The 19,072-nt window shown below is 67.2% G+C and carries 19 protein-coding genes; 8 read left to right on the top strand and 11 right to left on the bottom strand.

Annotated features, from left to right (window positions below; genetic code table 11):
• Positions 1 to 14 precede the first annotated feature (14 nt).
• Positions 15 to 1,811 (top strand): glucan ABC transporter ATP-binding protein/ permease, encoded by a 1,797-nt coding sequence (locus JAO75_RS01900; protein WP_199046204.1) that lies wholly within the window; start codon positions 15 to 17, stop codon positions 1,809 to 1,811.
• A complete protein-coding gene (locus tag JAO75_RS01895) occupies positions 1,808 to 2,677 on the top strand; it encodes an alpha/beta fold hydrolase (RefSeq protein WP_199046202.1) in 870 nt (289 codons plus the stop codon). Before JAO75_RS01900 ends, JAO75_RS01895 begins: the two co-directional genes overlap by 4 nt.
• A gap of 216 nt (positions 2,678 to 2,893) precedes the next feature.
• On the opposite strand, the gene JAO75_RS01890 is transcribed toward JAO75_RS01895, so the two are convergent.
• From JAO75_RS01890 to JAO75_RS01880, 3 genes are read right to left on the bottom strand one after another with little or no spacing between them, the layout of a single operon-like run.
• On the bottom strand, positions 2,894 to 4,192 hold the full coding sequence (locus JAO75_RS01890) for an HlyC/CorC family transporter (protein WP_199046200.1): 1,299 nt from the start codon (positions 4,190 to 4,192) through the stop codon (positions 2,894 to 2,896).
• 4 nt (positions 4,193 to 4,196) lie between these two features.
• A complete protein-coding gene (gene aroB / locus JAO75_RS01885) occupies positions 4,197 to 5,336 on the bottom strand; it encodes a 3-dehydroquinate synthase (RefSeq protein WP_246742310.1) in 1,140 nt (379 codons plus the stop codon).
• A complete protein-coding gene (locus JAO75_RS01880) occupies positions 5,333 to 5,965 on the bottom strand; it encodes a shikimate kinase (RefSeq protein ID WP_199046198.1) in 633 nt (210 codons plus the stop codon). Before JAO75_RS01880 ends, aroB begins: the two co-directional genes overlap by 4 nt.
• A 139-nt stretch (positions 5,966 to 6,104) precedes the next feature.
• Here JAO75_RS01880 and JAO75_RS01875 point away from each other — a divergent pair, with 139 nt between their 5' ends.
• Positions 6,105 to 6,254 carry a histidine kinase gene (locus JAO75_RS01875; protein ID WP_199046196.1) on the top strand — a complete coding sequence of 50 codons (150 nt, stop codon included), beginning with the start codon at positions 6,105 to 6,107 and terminating at the stop codon, positions 6,252 to 6,254.
• Positions 6,251 to 7,183: a site-specific tyrosine recombinase XerD gene (gene xerD / locus JAO75_RS01870; protein WP_199046194.1), complete on the top strand. Its 933-nt coding sequence runs from the start codon at positions 6,251 to 6,253 to the stop codon at positions 7,181 to 7,183. Before JAO75_RS01875 ends, xerD begins: the two co-directional genes overlap by 4 nt.
• 245 nt (positions 7,184 to 7,428) lie before the next feature.
• Here xerD and metW read toward each other — a convergent pair whose 3' ends face one another.
• Positions 7,429 to 8,073: a methionine biosynthesis protein MetW gene (metW, locus tag JAO75_RS01865; protein WP_199046192.1), complete on the bottom strand. Its 645-nt coding sequence runs from the start codon at positions 8,071 to 8,073 to the stop codon at positions 7,429 to 7,431.
• On the bottom strand, positions 8,070 to 9,239 hold the full coding sequence (metX, locus tag JAO75_RS01860) for a homoserine O-acetyltransferase MetX (protein ID WP_199046190.1): 1,170 nt from the start codon (positions 9,237 to 9,239) through the stop codon (positions 8,070 to 8,072). Before metX ends, metW begins: the two co-directional genes overlap by 4 nt.
• An 809-nt stretch (positions 9,240 to 10,048) precedes the next feature.
• Between metX and JAO75_RS01855 the strand changes: the two genes are divergently transcribed.
• Genes JAO75_RS01855 through JAO75_RS01845 form a run of 3 tightly spaced genes read left to right on the top strand, consistent with a single transcriptional unit; the run spans position 10,049 to position 13,000 of the window.
• A complete protein-coding gene (locus tag JAO75_RS01855; protein ID WP_199046188.1) occupies positions 10,049 to 10,900 on the top strand; it encodes a chorismate mutase in 852 nt (283 codons plus the stop codon).
• A 56-nt stretch (positions 10,901 to 10,956) separates the two neighbouring features.
• Positions 10,957 to 12,057, top strand: coding sequence for a histidinol-phosphate transaminase (gene hisC / locus JAO75_RS01850; protein ID WP_199046186.1), 1,101 nt, complete (start codon positions 10,957 to 10,959; stop codon positions 12,055 to 12,057).
• Positions 12,050 to 13,000 (top strand): prephenate/arogenate dehydrogenase family protein, encoded by a 951-nt coding sequence (locus JAO75_RS01845; RefSeq protein WP_199046183.1) that lies wholly within the window; start codon positions 12,050 to 12,052, stop codon positions 12,998 to 13,000. Before hisC ends, JAO75_RS01845 begins: the two co-directional genes overlap by 8 nt.
• Before the next feature lie 214 nt (positions 13,001 to 13,214).
• Here JAO75_RS01845 and JAO75_RS01840 read toward each other — a convergent pair whose 3' ends face one another.
• Positions 13,215 to 14,267 (bottom strand): DUF2125 domain-containing protein, encoded by a 1,053-nt coding sequence (locus tag JAO75_RS01840; RefSeq protein WP_199046182.1) that lies wholly within the window; start codon positions 14,265 to 14,267, stop codon positions 13,215 to 13,217.
• Between the two features lie 73 nt (positions 14,268 to 14,340).
• Here JAO75_RS01840 and JAO75_RS01835 point away from each other — a divergent pair, with 73 nt between their 5' ends.
• Complete coding sequence (locus JAO75_RS01835) at positions 14,341 to 14,877, top strand: gamma-glutamylcyclotransferase (RefSeq protein ID WP_199046181.1); 537 nt, start codon at positions 14,341 to 14,343, stop codon at positions 14,875 to 14,877.
• Here the strand turns inward: JAO75_RS01835 and JAO75_RS01830 are convergent.
• From JAO75_RS01830 to JAO75_RS01810, 5 genes are all read right to left on the bottom strand, one after another.
• Positions 14,865 to 15,263, bottom strand: coding sequence for a hypothetical protein (locus JAO75_RS01830; protein ID WP_246742309.1), 399 nt, complete (start codon positions 15,261 to 15,263; stop codon positions 14,865 to 14,867). The two genes, JAO75_RS01835 and JAO75_RS01830, sit on opposite strands and share 13 nt — an antisense overlap.
• A gap of 334 nt (positions 15,264 to 15,597) precedes the next feature.
• Complete coding sequence (locus JAO75_RS01825) at positions 15,598 to 16,365, bottom strand: lysophospholipid acyltransferase family protein (RefSeq protein WP_199046178.1); 768 nt, start codon at positions 16,363 to 16,365, stop codon at positions 15,598 to 15,600.
• 207 nt (positions 16,366 to 16,572) lie between these two features.
• Positions 16,573 to 17,313 (bottom strand): YdcF family protein, encoded by a 741-nt coding sequence (locus tag JAO75_RS01820; RefSeq protein ID WP_246742308.1) that lies wholly within the window; start codon positions 17,311 to 17,313, stop codon positions 16,573 to 16,575.
• A 108-nt stretch (positions 17,314 to 17,421) separates the two neighbouring features.
• Positions 17,422 to 18,399 (bottom strand): cell division protein FtsX, encoded by a 978-nt coding sequence (locus JAO75_RS01815; protein WP_199046174.1) that lies wholly within the window; start codon positions 18,397 to 18,399, stop codon positions 17,422 to 17,424.
• A 5-nt stretch (positions 18,400 to 18,404) separates the two neighbouring features.
• Entirely contained in the window at positions 18,405 to 19,028 is a 624-nt protein-coding gene (locus JAO75_RS01810; RefSeq protein ID WP_210340146.1) for a cell division ATP-binding protein FtsE, read from the bottom strand.
• Between the last annotated feature and the right edge of the window lie 44 nt (positions 19,029 to 19,072).

Here is a 19,072-nt window from a genome sequence, read left to right as displayed (position 1 = left end):
TTCAGGCGGACCCCATGCGGCTGATCAGGCTCTACATTCGCGTTCTCGGCCAACTCGGGTCCGATATCCGGGTCGGTGCCATCCTCGCGCTTGCTAATGTGGCGCTGGCGATTTCCGCCTTCGCGGAGCCGATCCTGTTCGGCCGCATCATCGACGTGCTCACCCGCGGCCAGCTGGCGGATGCGCCGCCCGTGACCTTCGGGGTGCTGATGCCGCTCATCCTCGCCTGGGTGGCGTTCGGGATCTTCGCCATCGGGGCAGGCGCCCTGGTGGCGCTGCATGCGGACAGGCTCGCCCATCGCCGGCGCCTGGCCGTGGTGGCCAATTACTTCGAGCACGTGCTCGAATTGCCGCTCGCCTTCCACACCTCGACCCATTCGGGCCGCGTCCTGAAGGTGATGCTGGAAGGCTCGGGCAGCATGTCCTGGCTCTGGCTCGGCTTCTTCCGCGAGCACATGTCCGCGCTGATCGCCCTCGTCGTGCTGCTGCCCCTGACGGTGTTCCTCAACTGGCGCCTGGGCCTTCTGCTCGTTGGGCTCGTCGCAATCTTTGCGGTTCTCACCGCCATCGTGCTGCGCAAGACCGAGACCCTGCAGGGCTCCGTCGAGCGCTACCATTCGAGCCTCGCCGAGCACGCCTCGGACGCGCTCGGCAACGTGCCGGTGATCCAGTCCTTCACCCGCATCGAGGCGGAGACGCGGTCCCTGCGGGTCATCATCCAGCAGCTGCTCCAGGCGCAGAATCCCGTTCTGTCCTGGTGGGCGCTCGCCTCGGTGGCGTCGCGGGCATCGGCCACCATCACGGTCACGGCCATCTTCGTGCTCGGCACATGGCTGCACCTGAACGGGCTTGCCACCATCGGCGAGATCGTCATGTTCATGAGCATGGCGACCATGCTGATCGGGCGTCTCGAGCAGGCGGTCAGCTTCATCAACCAGCTCTTCATGCAGGCGCCGAAGCTGCAGGAATTCTTCGAGATCCTGGACACGGCGCCCGTGGTGCACGACCGCCCCAACGCCACGGACGTGGAGCGCTACAAGGGCGACGTGGTCTTCGACAATGTCAGCTTCTCCTATGACGGCAAGCGTTCCGCCGTGCAGGACGTGTCGTTCGCCGTCAATGAGGGAGAGAACGTGGCGCTGGTGGGTGCGACCGGCTCCGGCAAGTCGACTTCGCTCGGCCTTCTGCACCGGGCCTTCGACCCGCAATCGGGCTGCATCCGCATCGACGGGCTCGACATCCGCGACGTCACCCTGTCGTCGCTTCGCCGCAACATCGGCGTGGTGTTCCAGGAGCCCATGCTGTTCGCCCGCACGATCCGCGAGAACCTGCAGGTGGGCCGGCCGGATGCCACGGATGCGGAGATGGTCGAGGCGCTGGAGCGCGCGCAGGCCATCGAGTTCATCGCCCGCCAGTCGGACGGGCTCGACACGGTGATCGGCGAGCGCGGACGGTCGCTGTCGGGCGGCGAGCGCCAGCGCCTGTCGATCGCCCGCGCGCTGCTCAAGAACCCGCCCATCCTCATTCTCGACGAGGCCACGAGCGCGCTCGACGCCGCCACCGAGCGCAAGCTGCAGCTGGCCCTCGATGAGGTCATGAAGGGGCGCACCACCTTCGTGATCGCCCACCGGCTCGCCACGATCCGCAACGCCAACCGCATCCTCGTGTTCGATCAGGGCCGCGTGATCGAAAGCGGCACCTTCGACGAGCTTGTGGCCCAAGGCGGACGCTTTGCGGAGCTCGCCAGGGCGCAGTTCATGGCTGCCGAGGAGCCTCAGAGGCGGCCCGTCAAGGTATCGGCGCACGCATGAGACCCTCCTTCGATCCCGACAGGTCGGGTACCCGCCTGCGCACCAACGGCATCGCGCTGCACTGCATCGAGGCGGGGCCGGACGACGGCCCGCTCGTCATCCTCCTGCACGGCTTTCCGGAGTTCTGGTGGGGATGGCGCTACCAGATCGGGCCATTGGCCGATGCGGGTTTTCGCGTGCTCGTGCCCGACCAGCGCGGCTACAATCTCAGCGACAAGCCGGAAGGCCGGCGCGCCTACGATCTCGACATCCTGGCGAAGGATGTTGTGGGCCTTGCCGATGCGCTCGGGCGACAAACCTTTTCTCTCGTCGGTCACGACTGGGGCGGGCTCGCGGCCTGGTGGACGGCCTCACGCCATCCGGATCGCGTGGAGAGGCTCGCGATCCTTAACGCGCCCCATCCGAACGTCGCCGGATCCTACATGCGCTCGCACCCGAGCCAGATGGTGCGCAGCCTCTATGTGGGCTTCTTCCAGGTCCCGTTCCTGCCCGAAACCATGCTCTCGGCCAACGGCCACCGCAGCCTCAGGGATGCGCTCCGGCGCACGAGCCGCCCGGGCACGTTCTCGGACGAGGACATCGCCCGATACGAAAAAACGTGGTCGCAGCCCGGCGCGCTCACCGCGATGCTGAACTGGTACCGCGCCCTGCCGTTCAAGCCCGATATGAAGGACGCAAGCGTGCGCGCACCCACTCTCCTGATCTGGGGCAGCCAGGACCGGTTCCTGGAGAAGGGGCTGGCGGAGGCGAGCCTTTCCTTGTGCGAGAAGGGTAGCATCCGCTGGATCGAGAGCGCCACCCACTGGGTGCAGCACGAGGAGCCGGAAACCGTGAACGCGGCGCTGGTGGAGTTCTTGAAGGCCTGACCTATCAGAGAAGTGCGCCATGTCTCCCCTCTCCCGTGTGGGAGAGGGGCAGGGGTGAGGGCGTGTGGCTTCAGAATAGAGTGCAACTCTCTATCGGCCCCGAAGGCGTAGACTGCATCACCTCGTCCGGCATCGTCCTTCCCTCACCCCAGCCCTCTCCCACACGGGAGAGGGAGACCCGAGCCCTGGTGTCTGCCGCTCACCCCGGCCCAGAACTTACTCCGCCCTGGTGCGCACCAGCGACAGCGGCGTGATCCTCACGGCCATGATCCGGTTGCGGGACTTGCGCAGCACCTGGAAGCGGAAGCCGTGGAAGGTGAAGATCTGGCCCGTGTCGGGAATGGCCTGCGCCTCGTGGATGATGAGGCCCGCGATGGTGGTGGCCTCCTCGTCCGGCAGGTTCCAGTCCATGGCGCGGTTGAGGTCGCGGATCGGCACGCCCCCGTCCACGTTCACCGAGCCGTTGGGCTGCGGCCGCACGCCCTGCACGGAGAGATCGTGCTCGTCCTTGATGTCGCCGACGATCTCCTCGAGGATGTCCTCGAGGGTCACGAGACCCATCACCTCGCCGTACTCGTCGACCACGAGGGCGAAGTGCGTTTTCTTCGCGAGGAAGGCCTTGAGCTGATCGCGAAGCGACGTGGTGTCCGGCACGAACCAGGTCTCCAGCGCAATCGCCTCCACCTTCAGCTTGCTCGCGTCGCCGCCCACCGCGTCGAGCGCCCGCAGCAGGTCCTTGGCATGGAGAAGACCGACGATGTTCTCCTGGCTGCCGCGCCACAGGGGCATGCGCGTATAGGGCGAGGAGAGAACCTCGCGCACGATCTCTTCCGACGAGAGATCCGCATTGATCGTGCGCATCTTGGTGCGGTGGACCATCACCTCCGAGACGCTCAGGTCCTTAAGGTCGAGCAGGCCGCCCAGCATGTCGCGGTCGGCCTTCGCCACGCCGCCTTCCTTGTGCAGCAGGGCCACCTGGCCGCGGATCTCTTCGCTGGCCGAGAGGATCGGCGTGTTCTCCCCGATCCTGATGCCGAAGGGCCGCAGCATCAGGCGCACCATGCGCTCGATCGCGATGGCGAGCGGGCCTAGGAGCGCCACCACCCAGGACATGGGCCGCGAGAGGAACAGGGATGCCTTGTCCGAGGAGGAGATGGCGATGGTCTTCGGCAGCACCTCGGCGAACACGATCACCAGGATCGACATGATCACCGTGGCATAGATCGCGCCCTCGTCGCCGAAGATCGCCACGAGCACGCTGGTGGCAAAGGCCGAGACGCCGATATTGACGATGTTGTTGCCGATGAGCACCGTGCCGATGAAGCGCTCGCGCATGTCGAGCAGGCGGTTCACCAGCTTGGCGCGCCTGTCGCCACCCTTCTCCAGCACCAGCATGCGGGAGCGCGAGGCGGCCGTGAAAGCGGTCTCGCTCGCCGAGAAGAAGGCGGAGAGCAGCAGGCAGAGAACGACGAAAGCCGCTGCGAGCCAGAGATTGCCGGAGGATTCTTCGACCATGGCGTTATGCGTCGATCTCGCTTGCGAGGAACCTGCGCACCGTCTCGGCCTCGATGCCCGGCGCGATGAAGCTCTGGCCGATGCCCCGCGCCAGGATGAAGGTGAGGGCGCCGCCCTTCACCTTCTTGTCCTGGGCCATGGCGGCAAGCAGCTCGTCCACCGTGCCGCAGCCGCCCGGAACCTGGGACAGGCGCGTGGGAAGCCCTGTGGCTTTTAGGTGAGCCTCGACGCGCTCCGCGTCCGCCAGCGGGCAAAGTCCGAGCGAGGCGGAGAAGCGGAAGGCGAGGGCCAAGCCAATGGCGACGCCCTCGCCGTGGACGAGGCGTGCGGAATCGTAGGCCGTGATCTTTTCGAGCGCGTGGCCGAAGGTATGGCCGAGATTGAGCAGCGCCCGGTCGCCGGTCTCATGCTCGTCGCGCACCACCACGGCCGCCTTGGCGCGGCAGCTCTGCGCCACGGCCTTGTCGCGCGCGAGGCTGCCCGCGAAGATGCCGGACCAGTTGCCCTCGCACCAGGCGAAGAACCGCTCGTCGTCGATGAGGCCGTACTTCGCCACCTCGGCGTAGCCGGCACGCATTTCGCGGATCGGGAGCGTGTCGAGCAGCGCCGTGTCGGCGATGACGAGGCTCGGCTGGTGGAAGGCGCCGACGAGGTTCTTGCCGTGGCGCGAATTGATGCCGGTCTTGCCGCCCACCGAGGAATCGACCTGGGACAACAGGGTGGTGGGCACCTGGACGAAGCGCACGCCCCGGCGCACCACCGCGGCGGCAAAGCCCGCCAGGTCCCCGATCACGCCGCCGCCGAGCGCCACCACGAGGTCGCCGCGCTCGATTTTTGCCGCCAGCACCGCATCGCAGACCCGCTCCAGGCCGGCATAGGATTTCGTGGCCTCGCCGGGGGCTAAGGCGGTCACGGAGACGCGAAGGCCCTGCGCTTCGAGCGAAGCCGCGAGCGCGTGGGCATAGAGCGGCCCCACATGCTCGTCGGTCACGATGGCGGCGGCGCGGGCGCCCAGAGCCGCAATGCGCGCGCCTGCGGACGCGATCAGGCCACGTCCGACCAGGATGTCGTAAGCTCTGTCTCCGAGGGGAACCGGCACGGTGATCAAGGACGGGTTGTCCATCCTGGCTGATGAAAGCGTCATGACCGGGCGCTCTCCTGCTTGCCGTGTTCGAGCCAGGTCCGCAGGGCCTTGATGAGTTCGGTCACCACCTTGTCGTGCGGGGCCTCGTGGGAATCGACCGTGATGTCGGCCGTGGCATAGACCGGATGGCGCAGGTCCATGAGGCGGCGCATGGTGCCCTCGGGGTCCGGGTTCTGCAGCAGGGGGCGGGTCTGGCGCTTGCGCACCCGGCGCATGAGCACGTCGAGATCGGCCTTGAGCCAGATCGAGATGCCCCGCTCGGCGATCCGCCGGCGGGTCTCCTCGTTCATGAAGGCGCCGCCCCCGGTGGCGAGCACGATGGGGCCGTCCTGCAGCAGGCGCGCGATCACGCGGCGCTCGCCGTCGCGAAAGTGCTCCTCGCCATGGATGGCGAAGATCTCCGGGATCGTCATGCCGGCCGCGGCCTCGATCTCGTGATCGGCGTCGCGGAAGGGCAGCTTGAGCGCCTGCGCGAGCCTGCGGCCCACGGTGCTCTTCCCGGCGCCCATGAGGCCGACGAGCACGAGCGATCGCGTGCCGAGCAGGCGGCTGATGGGATGGCCGCGCTGGCTTGCCTGGTCTTGCCCGCCTGCTTCATCGAGCGAATTGAAGCGGCTGATTTTGTTCATGGCTCCATGTCCTAGCACGGGCGCGGCGGGCTGTCACAAGGGCGTTATTCCCCTGTCCCGGCCAAACTTAACCGACGCAAGGGGGTTGCCTTCCGGGCCCCGGCATGGTTCTAGCGGTTTAACGTTTCAAGAGGCTCAGGTGCCCACTCTCTTCCGGTTTCTCCTCGTCGTCGCCATTCTCGCGGGCCTTGGCTTTGCCGCCATGTTCGCCCTGGCGACCTTTGTCGATCCCGACCCGCGCGAGATCAGCGTTCCGGTCCAGACCAGCCGTCCGCCCTCGTCCTCATGAGCGGCGCCCGCCAGGCCAGCCTCTTCCTCGACATGCTCGCCGCCGAGCGCGGCGCCTCCAAGAACACGCTCGATGCCTACCGGCGCGACCTCGACGATTACCTGAGCTTCCTCGCTGAGGCGGGCGCCCAGCCCGACAACGCCACCTCCGCCACCATCCGGGGCTTCATGGCGAGCCTGGAGGAGCGGGGCCTGAAGGCCACCTCCGCAGCCCGCCGGCTCTCAGCCGTGCGCCAGTTCCACAAGTTCCTCTACGTGGAAGGCTATGCCCCGGCCGACCCCACGGCCGCCGTGTCGGCGCCGAAGCGCGGCAGGGCGCTGCCGAAAGTCCTCTCCGTCGCCGAGGTCGACCGCCTGCTGCAGGTGGCCTCCGAGGGCATCGCCCATCACCAGGCCACGCAACTTGAGCGCCTGCGTGCCGCCCGCATGACCTGCCTGCTGGAACTCCTCTACGCCACGGGCCTGCGCGTCTCCGAGCTGATCGCCCTGCCCAAGAGCGCGGCCAAAACCCGCGACCGATTTCTCGTGGTGCGCGGCAAGGGCGCCAAGGAGCGGCTGGTGCCCCTGACCGACGCGGCCCGCGAGGCGGCCCGCACTTATCTCGCCCTGCTCGAGGAGCAGACAAAGGCCGCCGGTCCCTGGCTGTTCCCAGCCGACAGCGAAAGCGGCCACCTGACCCGCCAGGCCTTTGCCCGCGATCTCAAGGTGTTGGCCGGGGCCGCAGGCCTGCGCGCCGACAAGGTCAGCCCTCACGTGCTCCGCCACGCCTTTGCCAGCCATCTGCTCCAGAACGGGGCGGACCTGCGCGTGGTGCAGGAGCTTCTGGGCCATTCCGACATCTCGACCACGCAGATCTACACCCACGTGCTGGATGAGCGCCTCAAGGGTATGGTGCGGGACCTGCACCCCCTGGCGGAGCGGGAGGGGTAACAACTCTCCCCGTCATCCCCGGACTTGTTCCGGGGATCCACGTATTCCTATCCGCCTCTCCAGCCTCCTCAGGCTGAGGGGGACGAAACGGCCGAAGACGCGGATGGCCGAAACGAGCCCGGCCATGACGAAGAGGGTGTCATCCCCGGCGGCCGTAAGGCCGGGAAGGGGATCCAGTCACACCCTCGGCGCTGTGGATTCCCTTCCCCTCCGCTACGCTCCGGCCGGGAATGACACCGGGTAAACTACCGCCGCTTCAGCAAAAACACCCCCTGCTCCCCGAACAGATTCCACACCCACCAGGGCAAGGTGACGCGCATGGGCTGGCCGCCGGCGTTCAGCGCCACGGCCTTCTCCATCCCGGCCCCGACCTCCCGGCACAGCTCCACGAAGTCCCGGATGGTGCAGAAATGGATGTTGGGCGTGTCGTACCAGGAATAGGGCAGGTTCTCGGTCATGGGCATCCGGCCCCGCAGGCCGAGATCGACGCGCACCCGCCAGTGGCCGAAATTCGGAAAGGACACGATGGCCCGGCGGCCGATGCGCAGGAGATGCTCCAGCACCACCTTGGGCTGGCGCGTGGCCTGGATCGTCTGCGACAGGATCACGTAGTCGAAGGCATCGTCCGGGTAATCGGCGAGGTCGGTGTCGGCATCGCCCTGGATCACCGGCAGCCCCTTGGCGAGGCAGGCGTTGACGCCCTCCCGCGAGATCTCGATGCCGCGCCCGTCGACGCCCCTGCGGTCGCGCAGGAGCGAGAGCAACGCCCCGTCGCCGCAGCCCACATCGAGCACGCGGGAGCCGGGCTCGACCATGTCGGCGACCAGCAGGAAGTCGAGGCGGTGGCCGCTCGCCATATCGGTGAGGGGCAGGGTGCCGGGCAGGCTCATGCGATCCCCCGGGCGCGCGCCGCCGCATCGATGAAGCCCCGCGCCGCCGCGAACATCTCGGGCTCCTCGAGCAGGAAGGCGTCATGCCCCTTGTCGCTCTCCACCTCCACGAAGGCGACGGACGCCGCCGCAGCGTTCAGCGCATGCACGATGGCCCGGGAGTCGGAGGTGGGAAACAGCCAGTCGGAGGTGAACGAGATCACGCAGAAGCGCGTGGGCGTGCCCTTGAAGGCCTTGGCCAGCGAGCCGCCATGCTCGGCCGCGATGTCGAAATAATCCATCGCCCGGGTGACATAGAGATACGAGTTGGCGTCGAACCGCTCCACGAAGGCAATGCCCTGGTAGCGCAGGTAGCTCTCGATCTGGAAATCGGCGTCGAAGGAGAAGGTGGGAGCGGCCCGGTCCTGGAAATTGCGCCCGAACTTCCGGTGCAGGGCGACTTCCGACAGGTAGGTGATGTGCGCGCCCATGCGGGCGACGGCCAGCCCCTTGGACGGGCGCGTGCCCTCGTTCAGGTAGCGCCCGCCGCGCCATTCCGGATCGGCCATCACGGCCTGGCGGCCGACCTCGTGGAAGGCGATGTTCTGGGCCGAGTGGCGGGCGGCGGTGGCGATGGGAAGTGCGGCAAAGACCCGGTCGGGATAGGCCGCCGCCCATTGCAGCACCTGCATGCCGCCCATGGAGCCGCCGACGACGCAAAAAAGCTTCTCGATGCCGAGCCGGTCGATGAGAGCAGCCTGCGCGCGCACCATGTCGGGGATCGTGACGACCGGAAAGTCGAGGGCGTAGGGCTGGCCTGTGGCCGGGTTGATCGAGGCCGGGCCCGTGGTGCCCATGCAGCCGCCGATCACGTTGGCGCAGATCACGAAGAACCGGTCCGTGTCCACCGGCCGGCCGGGCCCCACCATGGTGAGCCACCATCCGGGCTTGCCCGTCACCGGATTGTCGTTCGCCACGTGCTGATCGCCGGTGAGCGCGTGGCAGATCAGCACCGCGTTGGATTTGTCCGCGTTCAGCGTGCCGTAGGTCTGGTAGGCGATCTGCCAGGGCGCGAGCGCGATCCCGGCATCCATCATCAGGGGCTCGTCCGGGCCAAAGCGCATGACCAGGCTCGACGGATCGTCGACCTGGCTTCGCGGTTCGGAGACGAGGGGGGCAAAGGACATATTTCAGCGGAAACGTTCGTTCTTTCGAACAATCGGTACTGCGGGGCGGCGGTTGCGTCAACGAACATAACGCCCCGGCATCGGGCTCAGGGTTTCATCCCGGACGGCTCAGCCGATCTGGGATCGCATGCAGGATAGGGCGCCTCTCCCTCTCCCGTTTGGGAGAGGGTTGGGGTGAGGGAAGGCCCGTGCCGAATAAAGTGCCGCGTGTAACGTGCTGCATCGGAGACGACGGCGCTTGGCTGGTGAAGCCGCACGCCCTCACCCCTGCCCCTCTCCCGCCCGGGAGAGGGGAGTGTCCCAGGTGTCATCCCCGGCGAGCGAAGCGAGGGAAGGAGATCCATAGCGCAGCGCTTGATCGTGGGTTCCCTTCCCCTCCGCTGACGCTCCGGCCGGGAATGACACCGGGGCGTCAGGAGCAACGTTCTCAGTTTGTTCTTGACAGCTGCCTTAAGCTCGGCTATATCGTTGTGCATTCCCGCCCTTCGAGGGGCGCGCTCGCGAGGCGTCGCAGGAGTGGGGTGGGAAGCGGTCCCGCCGCAGGTCTCGCACGCCTGTGATCGCGGGTGGCCGATCCTGGCTTGGACCAGGTCCGCTGAAACAAACCGCGCGTGACGAGCAGCTTGGCTCTCACTTACCAACACCACATCGAGCCGGGCTGCCCAGCGCGCCACCCTCGATTGACCTGACGGCTTGAGGCCAACCGGCCTCAGGCCTGAAGGCGCTGGCTCTCACCCCGGTGCGCAATCGGAGATGACAAGCCCGGCCAAAACCGTCAAAGAAACGGCATCGAGCCTGAGGATCTATCCATGTCCGCCGAGAAGCCCGCCGAGAAGGCTGTCCTTGCTCTTGCCGAGCTCCGCCAGGAGATCGACCGCATCGACGAGGCGATGCATCGGCTGCTCATGGAGCGCGGCACCATCATCGACCGGCTGATCGCGTCCAAGAAGGCCTCGAAGACCGGCATTGCCTCGGCCTTCCGCCCCGGCCGCGAGGCCTCGATGATGAAGGCGCTGGCCGAGCGTCACGAGGGCCTGCTGCCGCTCGACACGGTGGAGAGCATCTGGCGGGTGATCATCGGCACCTTCACCTATGTGCAGTCCAACTATTCCGTTCATGCCGACGTCTCCGGGGGCGATGCCCCCATGCGCGACTCGGCCCGGTTCCATTTCGGCTTCACGGTGCCCTACATCACGCATCCCAGCGCCGCGGCGGTGATCGAGGCGGTGGCCTCCTCCGGGGGCGATCTCGGCATCTTCCGCCTCGACCAGGGCGCCACGAGCGGCGCCTGGTGGCGCACGCTCGCCGACCGGGACCGCCCGAAGGTGATCGCCCGACTGCCCTTCATCGAGCGGCCTGACCATCCGGCCGGAACCCCGGTCTTCGTGATCTCCAAGCCCCTGGTGGATGCGGCTGTGCGCGACGTGGTGCTCTATGCCGCCCAGTTCGAGCGCTGGCACCGGGGCGCCAACGAGGCCCTCGTCCGCCTCGGCGGCGAGGTGGTGGCGAGCGCGGCCGACGCCCATGGCCTGTCGGAACTCATCGCGGTCCCCGGCACCGTCGAGCCGGCGCAGCTTCATGAAACCCTGACGAAGGCCGGCGCCAGCCTCGCCCAGCTGGCCGAGGTCGGCAGCCATGCCGAACGTTTCCACGTGAAATGAAGTCCGACCTGCGCTAGAGCCCTTTTGCAATTCCGATTGTTTTCAGGAAGTCACCGATGTCCGCTCGTCCCCAACCCCGCCCCGGCGTCATGCAGATCGACGCCTACGTGCCCGGCAAGAGCAAGGCCGCAGGGGTTGCGAAGATCCACAAGCTCTCCTCGAACGAGACGCCGCTCGGCCCCTCGCCGAGGGCCATGGAGGCGATCCGGACCTTCGACCATCTCGAGCTTTACCCGGACGGCGCCGCCACCAAACTGCGCGAGGCGATTGCGGCCCGCTACGGGCTCGATCCGAACCGCATCATCTGCGGCACGGGCTCCGACGAACTCCTGTCCCTGATCACGAACGCCTATGTGGGGCCTGGCGACGAGGGCATCTTCACGGAGCATGGCTTCCTGGTCTACCGCATCGCGATCCAGGCCGCGGGCGGCACGCCTGTGGTCGCGCCGGAGAAGGATCTGCGCACCGACGTGGACGCGATCCTGGCAAAGGTGACGGACAGGACCAAGATCGTTTTCCTGGCCAATCCCAACAACCCGACCGGCACCTACATTCCCTTCGACGAGGTGAAGCGCCTGCACGCGAACCTCCCGCCCTATGTGCTGCTGGTGCTCGACGCGGCCTACGCCGAGTACGTGCGCCGCAACGATTACGAGGCGGGACTCGAGCTCGTCGCCACCTCCGAGAACGTGGTGATGACCCGCACCTTCTCTAAGATCTATGGACTCGCGAATCTTCGCCTCGGCTGGATGGTGGCGCCCGCCCACATCGCTGACGCGATCAACCGCATCCGCGGCCCGTTCAACGTGAGCGGCCCGGCGATGGCCGCCGGCATTGCGGCGATCCAGGACGAGGCGCATATCGCAAAAGCCATCGAGCACAACGACAAATGGCTCGCCTGGCTTACCCGCGAGATCGAGGCGCTCGGCCTGAAAGTCACCCCGAGCGTCGGCAATTTCCTGTTGGTCCACTTCCCGAAAGAAGCGGGCAAGACCGCGAAGGACGCCGATGCCTTCTTGACCGCGCGCGGGCTCATCCTGCGTCAGGTTGCGGCCTATGGCCTGCCCGATGCCCTGCGCCTGACCGTGGGCGACGAGGAGGCGAACGGCCTTGTGGTGGCGGCCCTGCGCGATTTCATGGGCGGGAAAAATGCCTGAGCGTCTCGGTCCCCCGCGTGACACGCCGCTTGTCGAGCGCATCGCTCTCGTCGGCCTCGGGCTGATCGGCTCGTCGATTGCCCGCGCCGCCCGTCAGCTCAACCTCGCGCACACCATCGTGGCGGTGGATGCGAGCGACGCGGTTGTCGCACGGGTGCGGGAGCTTAGGCTTGCGGACGAGGCCACCACCGACGTGGCGGCCGGCGTGAGGGATGCGGATCTCGTCATCCTCTGCGTGCCGGTCGGCGTCTGCGGCAAGGTCGCCGAAGCGATGCGCCCAGGATTGAAGCCTGGCTGCATCGTGTCGGATGTGGGCTCGGTGAAGGCCTCCGTGGTGGCGCAGGTGCAGCCGTACCTGCCGCCGGGCGTGCATTTCGTCCCGGCCCATCCGGTGGCGGGCACGGAGCATTCGGGGCCCGACGCGGGCTTTTCGACGCTCTTCCACAACCGCTGGTGCATCCTCACCCCGCCCGAGGGCGAAGACGAGGCGGCGGTCGAGCGCGTGCGCGCCTTCTGGGAGGCCATGGGCTCCAACGTGGAGGTCATGACCGCGCAGCACCACGACCTCGTGCTCGCCATCACCAGCCATGTGCCGCATCTCATCGCCTACAACATCGTCGGCACGGCGGCGGATCTGGAGACGGTCACGCAAGGCGAGGTAATCAAGTTCTCGGCCGGCGGCTTTCGCGACTTCACCCGCATCGCCGCTTCCGACCCGACCATGTGGCGCGACGTGTTCCTGCACAACCGCGAGGCCGTGCTGGAAATGCTGGGCCGCCTCAACGAGGACATCGCGCTGCTCGCCCGCGCCATCCGCTGGGGCGAGGGCGACAAGCTCTTCGATCTCTTCACCCGCACCCGCGCCATCCGCCGCGGCATCATCTCGTCCGGCCAGGAAACGCCGGAGCCGGATTTCGGCCGAAGGCGCGAGGACAAGGCTTAGGCGGCACGCTTGTCATCCCCGGCGCACGAAGTGCGGGAAGGGGATCCATAATGCCGTGCGTGTGAGTGGATTCCCTTCCCCTCCGCTGCGCGTCCTCCCGGGAATGACACCCTCTCCGTCATGGCCGGGCTTGTCCCGGCCATCCCGATCATGAAAAGCGCGACGCCTCTCCAATCGGGATCACCGGCACAAGGCCGGTGATGACGTTGGGGGCTTAGTACAGCGGCTGCAGCTTTACGTTCGGGATCACGAACGGCCCCATGGCGAGAAAGCCGTTCTCCAGGCGCAGCGGCGGCAGGGAGGCGAGCTGCGGCTTGGCGTTCGGCTGAGCCGCGTTGGCGCGCGGGCCCTGTCCCAGCAGCATCCCTAAGAGATTGCCGCCGAGGCGTCCGCCGGTGAGGTTGCCGAGAAGCCCGTCGAGGCCGGCGGCCGCCACATTGATCTGGCCCGCGGGCCGGTGCTGCTCGTCGAGGCGCAGCTCGCCCTTGGTCTCGATCTGGCGCGAGCCCTTGGTGGCCGAGAGCATCAGGAGGTCGAGCTTGCCCCCGGCCTTGCGCCAGAGCTCCAGCTCCTCCGCAATGGTGCCGCCCTTGAAGCCGTCGGCCTGGGTCACGGTCACATCCGCGTTCAGGTTGGCCGGTTCCGTGCCGCCGATCAGCCCATCGAGAAGAGGAATGCGGGCATCCGTGATGGAGGCTGCCACGTCGCGGGCCTGCTCGGCCGCCCGGGACGGGTTGGGCCTGACATGAAGCTCCAGATGCCGGCCCGATCCGCTGAACTCGCCGGCCGGCAGACCGGTGACGGTCACCTTCGGCGCGTCCGCGGCCACGGAGAGGCGCTGCAGGCCCGTCTGCGAGGCGTTGATGCTGGCCTGCAGCAGGTCCCAGCTGCCCTGCACCGCCACGGTGCCGTCGGTCACGCGCAAGGGGCCGGCCACCTCGGCGATGATGCGGCGCGGCTGGTAGACCTGCGCCACCGCCTCGGTGCGGCCGAACGAGGCCGTCACGGCGCCGCGCTTCAGCTCGAGATTGCTGCAGACCACCTCGATGCGGAACGGGTAGCCGGCGATGCTGCGGTCCGTGCAGGTCCACTCCCGTCCGGCGCGCGCCTCCGCGGCGATCCAGCCGTCCAGCGCCTCCGCCGTGCGGTTGCGGATCACGAACCAGGCGACGCTCCAGGCAATGGCCAGCAGAAGCAGCAGGACGAAGGGCGTGTAGAGCCAGAAACGGCTGCGGCGAACATTGCCCGTCGGGGCGGCCTGATCCATGCGCGATCTCCTGTTGTGCGGATGCTTCGTAACTGGTAGCGCCCGATGCAGGCAAGGTTCGGGCGCGGGTGACATGAACGACCTCACGGAGGATTTATGGGTGTTCGGCTATGGCTCGCTCATGTGGCGGCCGGGCTTTCCCTATCTCGAGCGCGCCCATGCCCATCTCTACGGCTATCACCGTTCGCTCTGCGTCTTCTCCCATGTCCATCGCGGAACGCCCGAGCATCCCGGGCTGGTGCTCGGCCTCGACCGCGGCGGCCGCTGCCACGGCGTCGCCTTCCAGGTTGCGCCGGAGGAGGCTGAGGCCACGATCCAGTACCTGCGCGAGCGCGAGCAGGTCACGGCCGTCTATCTGGAGCGACGCCTGCCGGTGCGGCTGGCGGACGGGCGGCGGGTCCGGGCCCTGGCCTACGTGGTCGACCGCTATCACGGGCAATATGCCGGGCGTTTGTCCTTCGAGGATGTGCTGAGGCATGTGCGGCAGGGGCAGGGAGTTTCCGGGCGCAACCCGGATTACGTGCGCAACACCTACGATCACCTCATCGGGATGAACGTGACCGACCCGCTGCTGCATAAGATCGTCGGTGCGCTCGATCAGGAAGCCTGAGTCTCGTTCTCGCGCAGGTCCTCGAAGATCGCGCGGCGATCCTCGTCCGTTGCGGCGAGCCGATGAATGTGAAGCTCGGTGGCGCCCCGTTCCTGCATCTTAGCCAGCCAGCGCATCCGGGTGTGCTCGGCCGGCTCGGAGGCGGCCATGGCGGCGTCGATCACCGTGCCGGTGCCGTCCCGGTCGCGCCTGACGGCCAGGATCACTGCGTCCGTCACGTCGAGCAGCTCCGCCTCGTTGAGCGGATGCACGCCGACGATGTAGCGGCGGCCCGAACGGCCGCGCCAGGAACTCAGGGTGGAAGAGGAGCGAAGCCCTGCGGTCGCCCGTAGCCTTTCCTCGCGCACGCCAGCCCTCCGCATTCGGTCGTTGCGGAGATCCCGCATGGCCGCATTCCAGGATATGGTTCGTTTGTTCGCCATATGTTCTTATATGTAAGAACGGGCAGGTGAGTCGTCAAGGCAATGAGAAGCTTGGCAGAGCCTAGGTTTTGCGGGTTTTTAAGGGGTTTTGTCATCCCCGGCGGCCGTGAGGCCGGGAAGGGGATCCACGATCAGGCGCAGCGCTATGGATTCCCTTGCCTCGCTGACGCTCGCCGGGAATGACACCCGCTCACGTCATCACCGGCCTTGTGCCGGTGATCCCGATGATGTGAAGCGCTGCGCTTCTCCGTATCGGGATGGCCGGCACAAGACCGGCCATGATGGGGTGAAAGTCTCGTTACGCCTTCGACAGCGTGGCCTCGGACGGTGATGCTGGACCGAGGCCGAGCTCCCGCCGGCCCTCCTCGTAGAGCCGGTTCGAGGCCGTCTCGATCTCAGCCTGCACCCGCTGGAAGAACTCATCGCGCGGCAGGCCCGCCGGGATGGGGGCGAGCACCTCGATCCGCACGGTGCCGGGGCGGCGGATGAACTGGCGGCGCGGCCAGTAGAGCCCGGCGTTCAGGGCGATGGGAATGCAGGGGAAACCGAGATTCTGGTAGAGATGCGCCACGCCGTACTTGTAGGCCGACGGCGCGCCCGGCGGGCGGCGGGTTCCCTCGGGGAAGATGATGATCTGGCGCCCGTGCTCCGCCTCTTCCTTCGCCCGCTGGGTCATCTGCACCAGGGCAAGCGAGCCGGCCTTGCGGTTCACCGGCACACACTGGGCCTTGGCCAGGTGCCAGCCGAAGATGGGAAGCCACATCAGCTCCCGCTTCAGGATGTAGGTCGGGTCATCCAGGAACGTCACGATGGTGAAGGTTTCCAGGAACGACTGGTGCTTGGCCGCCACCAGGGCCCCGCCCGGCGGGATCTTCTCCAGGCCAGTGATCTCGACCTTGATGCCAGCAATCACCCGCAGCAGCCAGATCGACGTGCGGCCCCAGAGCTTGACCATCTGCATGAAGGTCCGGCGCGGCACCAGCAGCCCGGGCAGGAGCAGGAAAAGCCACAGGATCAGGTTGGCATAGAAGGCGACGTTGAACAGCAGGGAGCGGAGGATCAGCATGGCATCGCAAAACGAAAAGCGGAGCAAGAGGCTCCGCGGTCACGCTCACCTTAGAGGGTTTTTGTCAGCACCTCTACAGCATCGGACCCAAAAGTGGACTTGCACTTTTGGGGTTCATCCGATGCTTCACCTTATGCTTGCGCATCGTTGACGCGGAAAACTGGGTCCACTTTTCGCTGGCGCGGCCCGCTGGGTCCGCACGATGCGCTAGCGCCAGATCGGTTCGGCGATCAGCTGCTTCTTGACCGGGGATCCGCCGCTGATGAGGTGGGCCACCGAGGAGCGCTCCGGGTCGTCCTCGAGATGGGTGCGCACCCAGACCGCCAGGAACTTGAGGTATTCGGTGAAGATCACCCGGGCCACGGCCGGATTGTGCCACCAGTCGTGCGGGTCGATGGTCGCGGCCACCGGATAGGGGATCTTCTGCAGGTTCGGCAGGGCGTGGTCGAGCTCCGCCAGCGTGCGCGGCATGTGGTAGTTCGAGGTCACTACGATGATGGTGTTGAAGCTGTTGGTTTCGGCCCAGCGCCGGGTCTCGATGGCGTTGCCGATGGTGTTGCGGGCCCGGTAGTCGAGGTCCACGCAGCAATCGAACAGGCGCCGCTGGCCGGGATTGAGCCGGGCGATCTGATCGCGGCTGGTGTTCTCGTTGACGCCCGAGATCAGGAGCCTCTTGGCATAGCCCTTGTCCAGGAGGTCGATGGCGTCGCCGATGCGCTGGGCGCCGCCGGTGAGCGCCACGATGCCGTCCGCCCGGGTTTCCGGCCGCTGCTCGAACCGGTCGAGGCTGTAGACGAAGACGAGAAAGCCCAGGAAACCGGCAATGGCGGCACAGGTCGCGGCCCAGAAGCCCAAGCCCAGGACGCGACGCGTCCAGGACCGTCGTGCGGGAGCCTTAGGCGATTCCGGCATCGTCCAGCCCCATCCGACGGCTTCCGTTGTGTCCATGGCGCCCGGCGCACTCCAACTCTGCGTTCGCGAGGTCATCCGGGACGAGGATAATGGAGATTGCGGCAATGGAGAGGCAGCCCGCTTATTCCTTGTTAAGGCTCACCATCAACCATTTTCGTTAAGAAAGCGTCTCACGGTCAGGCGCGACACGATGCCTGTGATGACTGCCACGAAGAGTGCGATCAGGACCACGACCGCATAGCCCCGCCAGCCGATGGTGAAGGCGCCGAACAGCGCCTCGATCTGGTCGCCCGTGGGGCTTGCCCGCCAGGAGCGGGTCACGAGCCCCAGGGCCAGAGTCAGGACCATGGCGGCGCCTGCCCCGATGGCGGCGCCGCGCAGGCCGAGCCGGAAGAAGCGGCGCTGGAACTCCTTGGCGATGAAATCGTCGTTGGCGCCCACGAAATGGAGAACCTCCACCACCTCCCGGTTGCTGGCCATGGCCCCGCGGGTGGCGAAGATGACCGCCAGCGCCGCCGCAATCAGCACCAAGGTGACCAGGAACACGCCCACGCCGATGATGGTGTTGGCCATGGTGGAGAGACGCGAGACCCACAGGGCATGGTCGTCCAGCGTCGCGCCCGGCACCTCCCGCTGCAGGGACTGGCGCAAGGCGCTGAAATCAGGCTTCGCGCCTTCCTGGATCTTGATCACGATCAGGCGGGGCACCGGCAGGTCGTTGAAATCGAGGCCGGTTCCGAGCCAGGGTTCGAGCAGACGCTCGGATTCCTCTCGTGTGAAGGCCTGGGCCTCCTCGACCCCCGGCGCCTGGCGGGCCAGCGCCACGGCGCGCTCCACGTCCTGGTCGATGGAGCGCTGGGCATTGGGCCGGATCTGGATGGTGACTTCCCGGGAGATCTCGGAGCGCCACTGGGCGGAGCTTGCCGCCACGAGTTCGGCGCCGCCGGCGCACAGGGCCGCCAGGAAGGTGAGGATCGCGATGACGGCGGCCAGCGCCTGCCCGCCGGCCGAGTCCACCGGCACCAGGGGGGCGTTCCGGCTGAGCGAGGCGGGCAGGGGGCGCTTTGGCCCGTCGGCGGCGGCAGCGGCCTTCTTCAGGCGAGGTTGCGGGGACCCGTTCATCCGGCTCACTCGTCGATATGCAGCCGGCCGTCGCCGAGCACGAGGCGGCGGACGTCGAGCTGATCCATGAGACCGAAATCGTGGGTGGCGATGATCACCGAGGTCCCGAGCCGGTTGAGTTCGATGAACAGGCGCAGCAGCCGGCGGGCGAGCGACGGGTCCACGTTGCCGGTGGGCTCGTCCGCGAGCAGCAGGTCCGGGCGCACGATCAGCGCGCGGGCGATCGCCGCGCGCTGCTTCTCGCCGCCCGAGAGCACAGGCGGCAGCATGTGCATGCGGTCGCCTAAGCCCACCCAGCGCAGCAGTTCGACCACTTCGGCCCGGTAGCTCGCCTCCTCCTTGCCCTGCACGCGCAGCGGCAGGGCCACGTTCTCGTAGGTGGTCAGGTGGTCGAGCAGGCGGAAATCCTGGAACACCACGCCCATGCGGCGGCGCAAGGCGGTCAGCTCGTCCTTCGAGATCCGGGAGACGTCCTCGCCGAACATGGAGATCAGGCCGCGGGTCGGCTTCACCGAGAGCAGGATGAGGCGCAGCAGCGTCGTCTTGCCGGCGCCCGACGGGCCGGTGAGGAACTGGAACGAGTTGTGCTCGATGGAGAAGGTCAGGTCGCGCAGGACCTCGGGCCCCATGCCGTAGCGCACGCCCACATTCTCGAAATGCACGACCGGGGCCG

The organism is Microvirga splendida, from assembly GCF_016427565.1.
In the GTDB taxonomy this organism is placed as follows: domain Bacteria; phylum Pseudomonadota; class Alphaproteobacteria; order Rhizobiales; family Beijerinckiaceae; genus Microvirga; species Microvirga splendida.
This window is presented reverse-complemented; position numbering and strand designations above follow the sequence as displayed.

Excerpts from the sequence above, each read along its gene's own strand:
- JAO75_RS01820 (WP_246742308.1), bottom strand. The coding sequence starts at position 17,313 with ATGGACACAACGGAAGCCGTCGGATGGGGCTGGACGATGCCGGAATCG.
- JAO75_RS01890 (WP_199046200.1), bottom strand. The coding sequence starts at position 4,192 with ATGGTCGAAGAATCCTCCGGCAATCTCTGGCTCGCAGCGGCTTTCGTC.
- xerD (WP_199046194.1), top strand. The coding sequence starts at position 6,251 with ATGAGCGGCGCCCGCCAGGCCAGCCTCTTCCTCGACATGCTCGCCGCC.
- hisC (WP_199046186.1), top strand. The coding sequence starts at position 10,957 with ATGTCCGCTCGTCCCCAACCCCGCCCCGGCGTCATGCAGATCGACGCC.
- JAO75_RS01845 (WP_199046183.1), top strand. The coding sequence starts at position 12,050 with ATGCCTGAGCGTCTCGGTCCCCCGCGTGACACGCCGCTTGTCGAGCGC.
- JAO75_RS01825 (WP_199046178.1), bottom strand. The coding sequence starts at position 16,365 with ATGCTGATCCTCCGCTCCCTGCTGTTCAACGTCGCCTTCTATGCCAAC.
- metX (WP_199046190.1), bottom strand. The coding sequence starts at position 9,239 with ATGTCCTTTGCCCCCCTCGTCTCCGAACCGCGAAGCCAGGTCGACGAT.
- JAO75_RS01895 (WP_199046202.1), top strand. The coding sequence starts at position 1,808 with ATGAGACCCTCCTTCGATCCCGACAGGTCGGGTACCCGCCTGCGCACC.
- JAO75_RS01830 (WP_246742309.1), bottom strand. The coding sequence starts at position 15,263 with ATGCGGGATCTCCGCAACGACCGAATGCGGAGGGCTGGCGTGCGCGAG.
- JAO75_RS01815 (WP_199046174.1), bottom strand. The coding sequence starts at position 18,399 with ATGAACGGGTCCCCGCAACCTCGCCTGAAGAAGGCCGCTGCCGCCGCC.
- JAO75_RS01835 (WP_199046181.1), top strand. The coding sequence starts at position 14,341 with ATGAACGACCTCACGGAGGATTTATGGGTGTTCGGCTATGGCTCGCTC.
- JAO75_RS01810 (WP_210340146.1), bottom strand. The coding sequence starts at position 19,028 with ATGGGGCCCGAGGTCCTGCGCGACCTGACCTTCTCCATCGAGCACAAC.
- JAO75_RS01880 (WP_199046198.1), bottom strand. The coding sequence starts at position 5,965 with ATGAACAAAATCAGCCGCTTCAATTCGCTCGATGAAGCAGGCGGGCAA.
- aroB (WP_246742310.1), bottom strand. The coding sequence starts at position 5,336 with ATGACGCTTTCATCAGCCAGGATGGACAACCCGTCCTTGATCACCGTG.
- JAO75_RS01840 (WP_199046182.1), bottom strand. The coding sequence starts at position 14,267 with ATGGATCAGGCCGCCCCGACGGGCAATGTTCGCCGCAGCCGTTTCTGG.
- metW (WP_199046192.1), bottom strand. The coding sequence starts at position 8,073 with ATGAGCCTGCCCGGCACCCTGCCCCTCACCGATATGGCGAGCGGCCAC.
- JAO75_RS01900 (WP_199046204.1), top strand. The coding sequence starts at position 15 with ATGCGGCTGATCAGGCTCTACATTCGCGTTCTCGGCCAACTCGGGTCC.
- JAO75_RS01855 (WP_199046188.1), top strand. The coding sequence starts at position 10,049 with ATGTCCGCCGAGAAGCCCGCCGAGAAGGCTGTCCTTGCTCTTGCCGAG.